This is a genomic window from Paenibacillus marchantiophytorum (assembly GCF_014640555.1).
Classification (GTDB): domain Bacteria; phylum Bacillota; class Bacilli; order Paenibacillales; family NBRC-103111; genus Paenibacillus_E; species Paenibacillus_E marchantiophytorum.
In genome coordinates this window covers 99,948-113,077 of record NZ_BMHE01000009.1, presented here as the reverse complement: position 1 = coordinate 113,077, position 13,130 = coordinate 99,948, and the positions used below count along the sequence as shown (strand labels likewise).

The window sequence follows — 13,130 nt, the reverse complement described above, 5'->3', positions numbered from 1 at the left end:
AAGAATGTCGGAAAATAGCGTCGAAAATAGCAAAGATCACTCCAAAACTATTGACGAGATATCCTTCCGATGCTAATATAAGTTAATTCCTACTAATCAACTCGGTATATTAATCCGATAGATTGGGTGGGACATAGAGATGAGCATGGATCGGGAGGGTAATCATGAAAAGAACAAGATTGATTAGTTTGTTTGTTATTTTGGCGGTATTTGGAAGTTTACTTGCAGCCTGCGGACAAAAAGAGAGCAGCAGTGCTACAGCATCGCCAGCGGCAAGTGCGAAAGCGACAGAAACGGCGAAAGCTGCTGCTGATTTAAGCGGAAAGAAAATTGCACTTATCATGCAATTTAATACAGGCACTTTTTCTTCTCAATATGTGGAAGGCGTGAAAGAGCAAGTTGAGAAGCTTGGCGGTAAAGTAACGGTGTTCGTTGCGGACACGGATCTTGCCAAAATGGCTTCCAATCTGGATGCAGCAATTAACCAGAAGTTCGATGGCATCTTGATCGACCATGGTACGGCAGAAGCGCTTGAAGCGGGTGTGAAGAAAGCGCTGGAGAAGAAAATTCCGGTTGTCAGCTTCGACTCCATCCTGACGGTTCCAGGTGTAACTTCCCTGGAGCAAGGCGACAAAAAGATGGCTGAAACCACGTTGGAGCAACTGGCTAAAGATGCTGGCGGCAAAGGGAATATCGTTAAAGTATGGGTAGCAGGCTTCGCTCCTATGGAGCGCAGACAAGAAGCTTACCAAGCTTTCCAGAAGAAATATCCGGATATCAAAGAAGTAGCGGCTTTCGGTACAGCCAAAGATCCTGCGTTGGATACACAAACGCAAATGGAAGCTATTTTGAAGAAATACCCGAACAAAGGCGATATCACAGCGGTATGGGCAGCTTGGGACGAGTTCGCCAAAGGAGCATCCCGAGCGATTCAACAAGCAGGCCGTACAGAGATTAAAGTATACGGCATCGACTTGAGTGATGAAGACTTGCAGCTTCTGCAAGATCCAAAAAGCCCATGGGTAGCATCTGCTGCTGTTGATCCCAAAGATATCGGACGCGTTCAAGTGCGTTACCTGTACCAAAAGCTGCATGGCGATCAAACCCCTGATAAAGTCGTTCTGGATCCCGTGTACGTTTCCAGAGACCAACTTCCTAAGGACAAGCAAGTGAATACAACGCAGCTAAGCGAATTCGTAAAAGGCTGGGGCGGAAGCCAACAAGGCTACACGGATTGGTTGAAAGCAGCAGAAAAAAAATAAGAGGAACCCTGGGGTCCCATCGCCTAATCTGCGATGGGACTTTCAGATTGCCGAAAGAGGTGAAGGCGGATGTCGATGAAGGATCGTGCAGCTTTATTACAGATGAGTGGCATCTCCAAATCATTTGCGGGTGTGAAGGCGCTGCAGGAGGTTGATTTTGATCTGCATGCGGGTGAAATTCATGCCTTGCTGGGTGCGAATGGCGCTGGGAAGAGCACATTGATGAAAATCTTGTCCGGTGCTTATACCTGCGACGTCGGTCAGATTGCGATAAGCGGTAAGGCACAATCGATTCAAACACCTAAGGAAGCTATGGCTCATGGCGTCTATTGCGTCTATCAGGAAGTAGATACAGCACTAGTTCCTGAACTTACGGTTACCGAGAATGTGATGATGGATCGAATGGTTCAAGGGGGAGCCTGGATCAGTTGGCGCAAGCTGCATAGCGAAGCCGAAGCGATCCTTGCCAAGATCGGGGCGACGTTCTCTGTGCGTCGCAAGGTGGATGAGCTGAGTATTTCGCAGAAGCAGCTTGTTTTGATTGCCAGAGCGATGGCGCACAAGGCGAAGATCATGATCTTCGATGAGCCGACAGCCCCACTCAGTCTGGAGGAATCGGAGCGGCTGTTCCAGATTATGGACAGCCTCAAGCAAGAGGGAGTGGGGATTATCTTCATCTCCCACCGCTTGCAAGAAGTGTTCCGGGTGTCGGACCGGATCACGATCATGCGCGACGGCCGCCAGGTGCTCACGCAGGCGGCCGCTTCGATGGACATCGCCGGCGTTATCGAGGCGATGCTGGGCAAGACCTTCACCGAGGAGTTTCCCAAAGCCAATGTGCCCATTGGCGAAACGCTCCTCGAGGTGAAGGGCCTGCGCCGCGGCACGAAGGTGCGCGGCGTCAGCTTTGCCCTCCGCCGAGGTGAAATCCTCGGCGTCGTGGGGTTGGTCGGCGCCGGCAAGACGGAGCTGAGCCGGCTGATCTTCGGCGCCGACGCCGCGGACGGCGGCGAGGTGTGGCTCGGCGGCCGCAAGCTCGCGCTGCGCCAGCCGGACGATGCCGTGCGGGCGGGCATCGCGCTCGTGCCCGAGGAGCGCCGCAAGCAGGGCGTCCTCGTGGAGGAGACCGTGAAGCGCAATTTGTCGCTTCCCATACTGCGCAAGCTGAGCTCGCTGGGCTTCGTGCGGCAGCGCGAGGAAAGTGAGCACGCGACTAAGATGGTGTCGCAGCTCGGCGTGCAGCCCGGCGATCCGAATCGCGTCGTCAAGCATCTCAGCGGAGGCAACCAGCAGAAGGTTGCGGTAGGCAAATGGCTGCCGACGAATGCGGATGTCTATATGTTCGATGAGCCGACCAAAGGCGTTGATGTAGGCGCCAAAAGCGATATTTTCCGCCTCATCGGACAACTGGCTGCAGAAGGCAAAGGCATTATTTACTTGTCGTGTGAACTCAATGAAATTATAGGAATTGCTGATCGCATTCTAGTGATGAGCTATGGTTCTGTCGTGAAAGAGCTCTCCCGCGAGGAAGCGACGCAGGACCTCATTTTAACGTATGCAAGTGCGGGGGAGGCCGAATAACATGAAAGAAAAAAGCTTGGATTTTTCCTTTAAATACGGCGCGTTGTTCATTATTGCTTTGGTCATCGTTGTTTTTTCCATTATTAATGAAAATTTTATGACCTATGACAATATCGCTGACATTTTGCGGTCGATTTCGATTGTTATGTTCGTCGCCATTGGGGTTACGTTATCTCAGATTGTAGACGGCTTTGATTTGTCCGTAGGTTCGACGGTTTCCATGTCAACGGTGGGTGCGGCAGCTTTGATGGTGTGGTACCAACAGCCTTTGATTATCGTTATTATCGTGCCTCTAATCATTGGGGCTGTGATTGGACTTTTGAATGCACTGTTGATCGTCAAGATTCGGATACCGGATCTGCTGGCAACGCTAGCTGTTATGTACATCATCGGCGGTGTCCAAAAAACCTACACCAAAGGCTTCTCCATCTATAACAATATGAGATTCCAAGATGGAACGGTGGCCAAGGGGAAATTCACGCCTGAGTTTCTCTGGATCGGACAAGGCAAGTTTCTTGGCGTGCCAGTGCCGGTTATTCTCATGCTCGTAGCAGTTATCGCTGTTCATATTTTCCTGACCTATACGCGCTGGGGCAGACAATTGTACATGACAGGCGGCAATCGTGAAGCGGCTCGCTTGTCTGGTATTTCCGTGAACAAAATTCGTATGGCCGCTTACGTATTATCCGGTATATTTGCTGCATTCGGTGGCATTCTATATGCTTCTCGGGTAGGTTCCGGACAGATTGACGCGGGGGCGCCGCTCTTGATGGAAGCTGTTGCCTCCGTGTTCGTCGGGTATTCCGTGCTTGGCGCCGGGAAGCCGAATGTGATCGGTACGTTCTTCGGGGCTGTTCTTATTGGTATCCTGCTCAACGGTTTGACGATGCTGAATGTTCCTTATTTTGGCTTCGATATTGTCAAAGGTGGCGTCCTGGTGCTCGCTTTGGCCATTACTTTTGTCCATTTGAACCGCAAGAAAGCTTAGGGTTTTCTATCAATTCCTAACACATTGACGCGTCAACACACTAAAGGCAGAATTTTGCCGAAAAGTGTGGTATGATAGATTCATTGTTGTCTCAAACGAAAAGAATTCTAGGAGGAATTGAGTATGGCTCATCCAAAACAGCGCAGCGACATGATTAAAAAAGGTTTCGACCGCGCTCCGCATCGCAGTTTGCTGCGTGCAGCCGGCGTTAAAGAGGAAGATTTCGGCAAGCCGTTTATTGCCGTTTGCAACTCTTATATAGACATTATTCCAGGACATGTTCACTTGCAAGAGTTCGGCAAAATTGTGAAAGAAGCGATCCGTGAAGCTGGCGGCGTGCCTTTCGAATTCAACACAATCGGGGTAGATGACGGGATTGCCATGGGGCATATCGGAATGCGTTATTCTTTGCCAAGCCGTGAAATTATTGCCGATTCCCTGGAAACGGTCGTAAATGCGCACTGGTTCGATGGACTTATTTGTATCCCTAACTGTGATAAAATTACACCGGGTATGATCATGGGGGCTCTTCGCGTCAACATCCCAACGATGTTAGTCAGCGGTGGACCGATGAAAGCCGGTAAAGATAAAAACGGTAAATCCATTTCCCTTTCCTCCGTATTCGAAGGCGTTGGAGCTTTCCAAGCGGGGAAATTGGACGAGGCTGGTTTGGAAGAGCTTGAGCAATATGGCTGTCCGACTTGCGGATCTTGTTCCGGTATGTTCACGGCGAACTCCATGAACTGTTTGGCTGAAGGTCTTGGACTGGCTATGCCTGGCAACGGTACGATTCTTGCTGTTGCTGAAGAGCGCAAGCAATTCGTTAAAGACTGTGCGAAACAATTGATGGTGCTGATCGAGAAAGACATCAAGCCGCGTGACATCGTTACGATTGATGCGATCGATAATGCTTTTGCTCTGGATATGGCGATGGGCGGTTCCACGAACACGGTTCTTCATACCCTTGCTATTGCACACGAAGCTGGCGTGGATTACCCGATTTCCCGTATTAACGAAGTAGCAGAACGCGTGCCTCATCTTGCGAAAATTGCTCCGGCTTCCGATTACCATATCGAAGATGTGCATTTGGCAGGCGGTGTGAGCGCGGTTATCAATGAATTATTGAAAAAACCGGGCGCTTTCAACGGTGATTGCTTGTCTGTAACGGCGCAAACACTCCGCGAAAATGTCGCTGGATGCGAAATTCAGAATACGGACGTTATCCGTCCTCTGTCGGATCCGCATAGCGAGCGCGGCGGTTTGGCTGTTCTTTTCGGCAACCTGGCTCCAGAAGGCAGTATCGTTAAAGTTGGCGCCGTGGATAAATCCGTTGGCGGACGTCACGTAGGTCCTGCGATTTGCTTCAACTCCCAAGACGAAGCGTTGTACGGAATTGCGAACGGTAAAGTCAAAGAAGGCCATGTTGTCGTTATCCGCTACGAAGGCCCTAAGGGTGGACCTGGTATGCCGGAAATGTTGGCTCCAACGTCCCAAATCGTCGGTATGGGTCTGGGCGCGAAAGTCGCTTTGATCACAGACGGACGTTTCTCCGGCGCATCCCGCGGTATCTCCATCGGGCATATGTCACCGGAAGCAGCTGAGGGTGGACCTCTGGCTTTCGTAGAAGATGGCGACATCATTGATGTGGACATGGATGGCCGCAAAATCGAGCTGCAAATCAGCGACGAAGAGTTTGCGAAGCGTCGCGAGGGTTGGAAAGATTTCGAACCGAAGATCCAAACTGGATATTTGGCGCGTTATACTAAAATGGTAACGAATGCTAGCGCAGGCGCTATCTTGAAATTTTAATCATTGGTTCGAAAAAAAGGAGTCTCGCGATGGTTGCGAGCTCCTTTTTTTCGATTTGAGGGAGCGAGGCTTCCCTCTTGCTTGGTGGGGATGAAGGGAGCCTCGCTACCTGACCAGCCGGACCTGCCCCGATGCGTCAACTGGCTGAACTATCTTCGCTGCCCAACTGCCCCGACTGCCTCAACTAGCTGACCTCCCGACCTGCTCCGACTCCCCCTGACTTACATTAACCCACGAAAGGGAACTATGTTCCCTTATTTTTAGTAAAAGCAGACATTTGGCTAGTCAGGCGGAACTAGGGTACGCTAATTTGTCTAATTTGGTGGATTTTGTACCTGTAGAGGTGAAATAAGGGATCCTACTTCCCTTTCGACTGCAAATATCCGCTTTTGAGACAAATAGAGGATTATAGTTCCTTTCCGCAGGAGGTTACGGTATTTTAGTTGATTGGCTTTTGCTTGATTAGGTTAAAGAGAAATGCATAAATAGCAAGGAGCCAGTCAAGACGGTAACGGCAACGAGTATGGATAGGGTGAGAACGAAACGCGCTTTAAAGATGGATAACAGCATCAAGGTGCTTTTGACGTCAATCATGGGGCCGAAGACTAGGAAAGCGAGCAGGGAGCCTGGAGAGAATGTTTTGGCAAAGGAGACAGCCACGAAGGCGTCGGTCGTGGAGCACAGTGAAAGCATGTAGGCAAAGCCCATCATGAAGACATGAGAGATGAAAGCTCCTTGGCCAATGCTCGAAAGGCTGTCCTGCGCTACGAAGGTTTGAATCAAGGCGGTTAGGAACGCGCCTAGCATCAAGTATTTGCTCATTTCGAGCAGTTCCGTCGTACCGTGGCTTAGTATTGTCATGGCTCGACCGCCGTGCGCGTGGTCGTGATGGTCGTGATGGCCGTGGTGTTCGCGGACTTGGTGGTGGCCATGATGCTGATGTTGATGATCGTGGTCGTCGTCATGGTGGTGGCCATGATGCTGATGTTGATGATCGTGGTTGTCGTCATGGTGATGGCCATGATGCTGATGTTGATGATCGTGGTCGTGGTCATGGTGGTGGCCATGATGCTGATGATGATGGTCACGGTGGCCATCATCATGCTTATGCACATGCGTGCGCCTATGAGCATCACCAGCATTCGATTGGATTTGAATAGGGTGGCGAAGCGGATTGCTCCTCAGGAAGCGCGTCAAAAAAAGTCCAACGACCAAGGCGACGCCAAAGGTTAGTCCCATGCGTGAGTAAGCCATAGCTGGATCACCGCGGAAGGCCATGAAGGTCGAAGCAAAGACGATCGGATTGAGGATCGGCCCGACCAGGATGAAGATGACGGCGATGTACACGGGCATTCCTTTTTGCATCAGACGACGCACGAAAGGAATCATACCGCATTCGCAAAGTGGGAACATGATCCCTAGAACACAGGCAAATAGGATGCCTCCGATGGGATGTTTGGGGGTCATTTTGCGGATGAAGCCTTCCGGGATGAAGTTTTCGACGACGGTGGATAATAAGACACCCAGAATCATGAACGGTAAAGCATCCAGGAAAATATCCAGAAACGCTGTGAAAACCTGCTTTCCTTGAAACATGACCAAGCCCATTGGCGGCAGCTCTCTTGTTGTGATGATTAGGAAGAGCAGCAGTGCGCATATCATCGTGGAGATCGGTAGGCTCCATCGATATAGAGTTGATGACAATTCGTCGACACCCCTTTGTCCATAGATTGTATGATCTATCCTATGTACAGGTTGTGCCAGATAGGACAATGTCCTTGGTTGACATTAGGAAGTCAAGGTGTATAATAATAGAAAATCAATAAGCGATGATAGGAACAAGTAAATTTGTCTCCCGTTTCTCAGAGAGCCGGTGGTTGGTGTGAACCGGTGGAACGCGCAAATCGAATGGATCCTTGAGCTTGAGGCTGAACACAGTATGTAGGTTGCCGGAACCTAGGCCGGTGAACGATCTGCAACTGACTAAGTATGCCAAACGGTAGCTCTCCGTTATCAGAGCCTGAAGGTCTTAGAACGTTGCTATGTTCACAGACAAATTAGGGTGGTACCACGGTCTCTCGTCCCTTGCGGGGAGAGGCCTTTTTGCGTTTTCCAAAATGAGGAGGGTTTTTCAGATGAAACGAGTTTTATCCGGCATGCAATCCAGCGGCCAGCTGACGATTGGTAATTATATTGGCGCACTTCGCAATTATGTTAAGCTGCAGCATTTGCACCGCTGCTATTTTATGGTGGTCGACATGCATGCGATTACGGTTCCGCAGGATCCTGCGGCTTTGAAGGAGCAGACGGAATCCGCTGCTGCGCTGTATATTGCAGCGGGGCTTGACCCGAATAAGGCGTCCATTTTCCTGCAATCCCACGTGCATGCGCATGCGGAACTTGGCTGGATTATGACGACTTTAACGAATATGGGTGAACTGGAGCGCATGACGCAGTTCAAAGATAAGTCCGAAGGCAAAGAATCCGTAGGCGCAGGCTTGTTCACTTATCCTTCTTTGATGGCTGCCGACATCCTTCTGTACAATGCAGACCTGATCCCGGTCGGTGACGATCAAAAGCAGCATCTGGAGCTGACGCGTGATTTGGCGAACCGTTTCAACCATCGTTTCGGCGAAATGTTCGTGATGCCGCAGCCGTATACGCCGGAGATTGGCGCGAGAATCATGTCCTTGGACGACGCGTCCAAGAAGATGAGCAAAAGCAGTCCGAATGCAGGCAGCTTCATTGGAATGCTCGATGAGCCGTCTGTCATTCGCAAGAAGCTGAGCCGTGCGGTAACGGATTCCGGGCGCGAAGTGAAATATGATCCTCAGAACAAGCCTGAGGTTAGTAACTTGATCTCGATCTACTCCCACTTTGCAGATATGAGTGTGGCTGAGATTGAGGCTAAGTACGACGGCCAAGGTTATGGTCCTTTCAAAAAGGATTTGGCGGAGCAAGTAGTAGCCGTCCTAGAGCCGATTCAGCAGCGTTACCATGAAATCCGCAAGTCGGGTGAGATTTTTGATATTTTGAAAAAAGGTGCCCAGGAAGCAGCCGAAGTGGCTGATCAAACGCTGCTTGAAGTGAAGAAGCGGATGGGATTTGTTGTTTAGCTTAGGTGGCAGAACTAGAAGTGACGAAAAACCCTCCACTCCGATTATGGGGTGAAGGGTTTTCTGCGTTTAAGGCCGACTATTTCTTTTGCGAATTTTGGCTTTGACTGCAAAGCCGTATCCGATGAATCCCAAAGAGACGATGCAGCAGAGAAGCACCAGCCAAGGCTGACGAAGGGCGATAAATAAGCTGATACCGGCGAGCAGAAGCGTGCCGACTACAGCGAACAGAAGCGCGAGAGGTTTGCTCATGAATGTGACCTACTTTCTAGAAGATTGAAACATATCTTCTTATTTTAAACTTTTTTCAGCGCTATGCATATAAGTTCATTTTCTCCACATACTATCTTTGCAAGCTTGCAAATACATCAAAGATCATAGCTGACTGAAAGGAGTCTGATCCTTATGGGTACAGGACAATCTCGCAACAGCAATACGCTGGTAGTTCCACAAGCCAACCAAGCTTTAGATCAATTGAAGTATGAGGTGGCTCAAGAACTGGGCATCCAAATTCCTCAAGACGGTTACTATGGCTATATGGCAACTCGTGACACCGGAGCAATCGGTGGACACATTACTCGCCGGTTGGTACAAATCGCCGAACAAACGCTAGCAGGTCAATCCGGCTTCCGCAGCTAGGCAACCTGATTTCGTTCATAGCTTTTACCGAATATGGTGAAATAAAACCTAGAGGAGCAATCCTCTGGGTTTTTTATGTGTCACAAAACAGGCAGCTCTGTCGTTACATGGGTAATTCGTAATTAAGGAGCTGATTATATGCGTGAACAAACGTGTGTTATTGTAGGTGGCGGCTATGCTGGCATTCATACGATTAAAGCATTGCTCAAAGGATTTCAAGGGAAACCAACCGGTAAGAAACTCCGTATTCTTTTAATCGATAAAGAATCTTATCACCTTCGTAAAGTGCTGTTATTCAAACCGGCTGCTGGAGGCGAGAATATTACGATTCCTTTGACGGATCTATTTCCGGAAGGAGTCGAATTCATTCAAGGGACGGTAACGAAGGTGGATAGCGAGAGCAAGCAGCTCCATTACACCAGTGCGAAAGGTATTGCGTGTTCGCAGAATTACGATCAGCTTGTTATCACGGTTGGCAGCATAGTTCGGCAGACAGATCCTGATCTGGGAGGGATTGCGTTGACGAATCTGCAGACGGCGGAACAGATTCGTGTCCAGTGGAGAACGAATTTGCAGAAAGCTATTCATTGTCAGGATGAGAAGGAACGTGAACGCCATCTCAGCGTAGCTGTAGCAGGTGCAGGGATAAGCGGAATAGAGGCTGCTGCCGAATTGGTGTACACGATGAAGCAAGAGGCAAAGGAACAGGGGCTGGACCCGTCAGCGGTGAAAGTGTATCTTTTGAATGCGCAAGAGCGGCTTTTTCATGAGGGACCTGCTAAGGTGGGGCGGAAGATTGAACACATACTCAGGAATGCGGGTGTAATCGTGCGGCACGGCTTCAAAGCGCTATATGAGAAGGACGGCAGGTTAACTCTGTCGAATGGGGAGCAGCTTGCTGTAGGTCTATCCATTTGGACGCTTGGGTTGCTGCCGAATCCAATTCTGCGCACGCTAGGCCTAGCCACTACCAAGGAGGGGCAATTGATCGTGGATGCATGCTATCGGGTTCAGGGAACAGTCGGCATCTACGCGATTGGCGACTGCGCTCTCATCATCGATCCTACGACAGGGCAAGCGGATCGGTTGACTTGCAAGGAAGCGACCGCGCAGGCTGCGCGCTTGGCTAAGGTCATTAGCGCTGACCTCGAAGGGACGCGAGCGCCTGAGCATGCTTCGTTCATGGATTTTTTCTGTATTGGCTTAGGCCCAGGGCGGGGCATGGTGTGGACCCGCAAATGGGGCTTGGATCTCATGATTACGGGCAAACTTGGTTGGAAAGTGCGAAAGTTCACCTGGGATCAAGCGAGTTTGTTACAATAGTTAGGTAGGCGAGCTGGCATGCCTAGTACTCCATTTGATGAAAGGACTCGATCATGGATACTTTTTATGCGCAATATAAACCTCTGTTATTTACACTTGCTTATCAGCTTTTGGGCTCATCGGCAGACGCGGAGGATGCTGTTCAGGATGTCTTCGTTAAGGCTTATGATGTTCATCTGGATACGGTTGAGCATCCCAAGGCTTATCTCTGCCGTATGGTAACCAACCGTAGTCTGGATCAACTCCGATCGGCCAAACGCCAGCGGCGTCATTATGTTGGGCCTTGGCTGCCGGAGCCAATCCCTACATCGGATGAAGATGCATTGGAATCTGTTGTGCGCAACGATTTGTTGTCTTATGCGATGTTAGTGATGCTGGAACGTTTGTCGCCTCGGGAGAGGGCTGTCTTTGTACTGCGAGAAGCACTTATGTTCGATTACCCGACCATAGCAGGTCTCCTCGATCTCAGCGAAACGAACTGCCGCAAACTGATGAGCCGCGCCAAAGCGAAGATGGGGATTACCGAGGAAGAGACAGTCTCAGCGATGGCTGAGGCAGGAGAATGGGTTGGCCGCTTCATGTCAGCCCTTGAGCAGGGCAATCTGGATACGTTGTTATCTCTGCTCTCTGAGGATGTTGTGTTGTTCTCGGATGGAGGCGGTAAAGTGACAGCGGCCATTCAACCGGTAGAAACGAGTATGCGTGTTGCGCGTTTTCTTATTGGGATTAAGAACAAGTTCGCGCAAAGCGATGAAGCTATTCAAGCGGAGTTTAAGGAAGTGAATGGGCAGGCAGCACTGCTGATTCGCACTGAGGCTGGTATCGACTCAATTATTCTTCTCCATGTAGAACGGGAGCGGATTCGTCATGTGTATCTCATCCGAAATCCAGATAAATTGAGGTTGTTACGCTAAGAAAGAAGCAACAGACCTGATGGCCTGCTGCTTCTTTTTTGTTTGCCCGCTAGTAGAGATCGACACGCAGTTTCTTCTCCAGTCGGGTATCATTCACCCAACCGACATACGAATCCAACGTTTGATAGTTGTGATCCATCAGTATGACGCCGACGAAAGGATATTGCTTGCGGTGGCGATAACGGACATCCGCCCATCTGACTTCGTAGCCCCAACGATGCTCTTTGACCTCGGCGCAGGTGAAGGATGAGAAGTAGAGGAGTGCTTGAATGTCCTCATGCTGCTTGGACGCTTCGATTGCTGGATGATCTTCACATTTGACGGTATCAATCCATCTAAGCTTTGCGTTTTTGAGTTCACCCAACTGATAGGTGCCATCCGTCCTCCGTTTCACAACATTCCATACATACAGGTTGAATGTTACAATAAGCGTGTATTTATCTCCGGGCTGATGGGTTGGATCTTTGCGGTAAAGCCCTTTTTCAACAATGTAATGATCAAGTGAACGCCATATATAATAGAGGGCAAGGACTCCGTACAACGACGGGAATACCAGCTTGGGACTTGCAATGTGAAAGGACCACATGAAGATCGCCGCGATATGGCTTGAAAAGATAAAAGGGTCAAATATGTGAATAATGTTCCACGACACCCACTTTTCTGAAAAAGGCCGTATCGCTTGTGTCCCATATGTGTTGAAACAATCGGTGAAAACGTGAAAGCAGACTGCGATGCCTACCCACATCCCAAGGTGCAGCAGCGGGACTCCGTGGAAGAATAGCGCGAGTGCTCCGGTAATAAGCAGCGTCCAAAGCAATAGCGCCGGTAAAGAGTGCGAGCGACCGCGATGATTGCGAATGTACGTGGCGTTTCCTTTGAAACGAAGCAGCCCGTCCACATCCGGAATCTGTGAGCCAATGACCGTTCCGATGAAGACCGCTGTAGTGGCTGCTGAATCCGCCGAAACGCTAGGATCAATTTGCGACAGTCCTGCTAACCCTAAACCAATAACTAGGTGAGTTCCTGTGTCCAACTTGGTTTCCTCCTAAGCGTTTTCCATAGGAAAACAATTCTCGTAAACAAGGCTGATAGTACGGTTGGAAAATGGGCTTCCGTTGAAACCACTTTTTCCGTCTTCTTATTAGTTTACCATTTTAGAGCAAAAAATAAATCGGAGGGAGATCTAAAAATGTCTAAAGTTTTTGTAGAGTATGCCATAAAATCGGCTTTTCGGGAGTCATTTCTCATCTATATGCAGCAATGGCGGCAGAGGGAAGGGCGTTTGGAGCTATTGGAGGGAACGGACCAAGAGGGGCTTTATGTAGAAATTTGGCATGACGTCACCTATGAAGAGTATACCCAATTCAAGCAGGAACGACTCCAAGATGTGGAAATAGGCACGCAGCCAGCGTGGGAGGACTGGGTAGAAGGCGGTTTGCGCAAATTGCATATGTGGCATTTCGCAGAGGTTCCGAGCACATAGCGAAAAAACCGCTGC

12 protein-coding genes and 1 other annotated feature are annotated in these 13,130 nt (G+C 49.7%); of the genes, 9 read left to right on the top strand and 3 right to left on the bottom strand.

The window, feature by feature from the left end; translation table 11 throughout:
- The first annotated feature begins 164 nt into the window (after positions 1-164).
- The 4 genes from IEY34_RS11600 to ilvD all read left to right on the top strand — a co-directional run bounded on the left by IEY34_RS11600 (position 165) and on the right by ilvD (position 5,640).
- A complete protein-coding gene (locus IEY34_RS11600) occupies positions 165-1,262 on the top strand; it encodes a sugar ABC transporter substrate-binding protein (RefSeq protein WP_189011548.1) in 1,098 nt (365 codons plus the stop codon).
- 69 nt (positions 1,263-1,331) lie between these two features.
- Positions 1,332-2,843, top strand: a complete 1,512-nt coding sequence (locus IEY34_RS11595) for a sugar ABC transporter ATP-binding protein (protein ID WP_189011546.1) — start codon at positions 1,332-1,334, stop codon at positions 2,841-2,843.
- Position 2,844: 1 nt separating this feature from the next.
- On the top strand, positions 2,845-3,831 hold the full coding sequence (locus IEY34_RS11590) for an ABC transporter permease (RefSeq protein WP_189011544.1): 987 nt from the start codon (positions 2,845-2,847) through the stop codon (positions 3,829-3,831).
- Positions 3,832-3,954: 123 nt separating this feature from the next.
- Positions 3,955-5,640 carry a dihydroxy-acid dehydratase gene (gene ilvD / locus IEY34_RS11585; protein WP_189011542.1) on the top strand — a complete coding sequence of 562 codons (1,686 nt, stop codon included), beginning with the start codon at positions 3,955-3,957 and terminating at the stop codon, positions 5,638-5,640.
- 462 nt (positions 5,641-6,102) lie between these two features.
- On the opposite strand, the gene IEY34_RS11580 is transcribed toward ilvD, so the two are convergent.
- Entirely contained in the window at positions 6,103-7,173 is a 1,071-nt protein-coding gene (locus IEY34_RS11580; protein ID WP_229757606.1) for a permease, read from the bottom strand.
- A gap of 287 nt (positions 7,174-7,460) precedes the next feature.
- Positions 7,461-7,729 (top strand) — a binding site (T-box leader).
- 46 nt (positions 7,730-7,775) lie between these two features.
- Between IEY34_RS11580 and trpS the strand changes: the two genes are divergently transcribed.
- Positions 7,776-8,756 carry a tryptophan--tRNA ligase gene (gene trpS / locus IEY34_RS11575; RefSeq protein ID WP_189011540.1) on the top strand — a complete coding sequence of 327 codons (981 nt, stop codon included), beginning with the start codon at positions 7,776-7,778 and terminating at the stop codon, positions 8,754-8,756.
- Positions 8,757-8,825: 69 nt separating this feature from the next.
- On the opposite strand, the gene IEY34_RS11570 is transcribed toward trpS, so the two are convergent.
- The gene (locus tag IEY34_RS11570) at positions 8,826-9,008 is read right to left on the bottom strand and encodes a DUF5325 family protein (protein WP_189011538.1); all 183 of its coding nucleotides are present in this window, start codon (positions 9,006-9,008) and stop codon (positions 8,826-8,828) included.
- Positions 9,009-9,161: 153 nt separating this feature from the next.
- Between IEY34_RS11570 and IEY34_RS11565 the strand changes: the two genes are divergently transcribed.
- The 3 genes from IEY34_RS11565 to IEY34_RS11555 all read left to right on the top strand — a co-directional run bounded on the left by IEY34_RS11565 (position 9,162) and on the right by IEY34_RS11555 (position 11,632).
- Complete coding sequence (locus IEY34_RS11565) at positions 9,162-9,395, top strand: alpha/beta-type small acid-soluble spore protein (protein WP_079409854.1); 234 nt, start codon at positions 9,162-9,164, stop codon at positions 9,393-9,395.
- Positions 9,396-9,533: 138 nt separating this feature from the next.
- Entirely contained in the window at positions 9,534-10,718 is a 1,185-nt protein-coding gene (locus IEY34_RS11560; protein WP_189011536.1) for an NAD(P)/FAD-dependent oxidoreductase, read from the top strand.
- Positions 10,719-10,771: 53 nt separating this feature from the next.
- Positions 10,772-11,632, top strand: a complete 861-nt coding sequence (locus IEY34_RS11555) for an RNA polymerase sigma-70 factor (protein WP_189011534.1) — start codon at positions 10,772-10,774, stop codon at positions 11,630-11,632.
- 49 nt (positions 11,633-11,681) lie between these two features.
- Here the strand turns inward: IEY34_RS11555 and IEY34_RS11550 are convergent, their stop codons facing one another.
- A complete protein-coding gene (locus IEY34_RS11550; RefSeq protein ID WP_189011532.1) occupies positions 11,682-12,665 on the bottom strand; it encodes a metal-dependent hydrolase in 984 nt (327 codons plus the stop codon).
- A 156-nt stretch (positions 12,666-12,821) separates the two neighbouring features.
- Here IEY34_RS11550 and IEY34_RS11545 point away from each other — a divergent pair, with 156 nt between their 5' ends.
- Positions 12,822-13,115 (top strand): hypothetical protein, encoded by a 294-nt coding sequence (locus IEY34_RS11545; protein ID WP_189011530.1) that lies wholly within the window; start codon positions 12,822-12,824, stop codon positions 13,113-13,115.
- Positions 13,116-13,130: the final 15 nt, after the last annotated feature.

What these genes read in the sequence shown, in the direction of transcription:
- IEY34_RS11600 (WP_189011548.1), top strand. Translation starts at nt 165, where the DNA reads ATGAAAAGAACAAGATTGATTAGTTTGTTTGTTATTTTGGCGGTATTT.
- IEY34_RS11595 (WP_189011546.1), top strand. Translation starts at nt 1,332, where the DNA reads ATGTCGATGAAGGATCGTGCAGCTTTATTACAGATGAGTGGCATCTCC.
- IEY34_RS11590 (WP_189011544.1), top strand. Translation starts at nt 2,845, where the DNA reads ATGAAAGAAAAAAGCTTGGATTTTTCCTTTAAATACGGCGCGTTGTTC.
- ilvD (WP_189011542.1), top strand. Translation starts at nt 3,955, where the DNA reads ATGGCTCATCCAAAACAGCGCAGCGACATGATTAAAAAAGGTTTCGAC.
- IEY34_RS11580 (WP_229757606.1), bottom strand. Translation starts at nt 7,173, where the DNA reads ATGATTCTGGGTGTCTTATTATCCACCGTCGTCGAAAACTTCATCCCG.
- trpS (WP_189011540.1), top strand. Translation starts at nt 7,776, where the DNA reads ATGAAACGAGTTTTATCCGGCATGCAATCCAGCGGCCAGCTGACGATT.
- IEY34_RS11570 (WP_189011538.1), bottom strand. Translation starts at nt 9,008, where the DNA reads ATGAGCAAACCTCTCGCGCTTCTGTTCGCTGTAGTCGGCACGCTTCTG.
- IEY34_RS11565 (WP_079409854.1), top strand. Translation starts at nt 9,162, where the DNA reads ATGGGTACAGGACAATCTCGCAACAGCAATACGCTGGTAGTTCCACAA.
- IEY34_RS11560 (WP_189011536.1), top strand. Translation starts at nt 9,534, where the DNA reads ATGCGTGAACAAACGTGTGTTATTGTAGGTGGCGGCTATGCTGGCATT.
- IEY34_RS11555 (WP_189011534.1), top strand. Translation starts at nt 10,772, where the DNA reads ATGGATACTTTTTATGCGCAATATAAACCTCTGTTATTTACACTTGCT.
- IEY34_RS11545 (WP_189011530.1), top strand. Translation starts at nt 12,822, where the DNA reads ATGTCTAAAGTTTTTGTAGAGTATGCCATAAAATCGGCTTTTCGGGAG.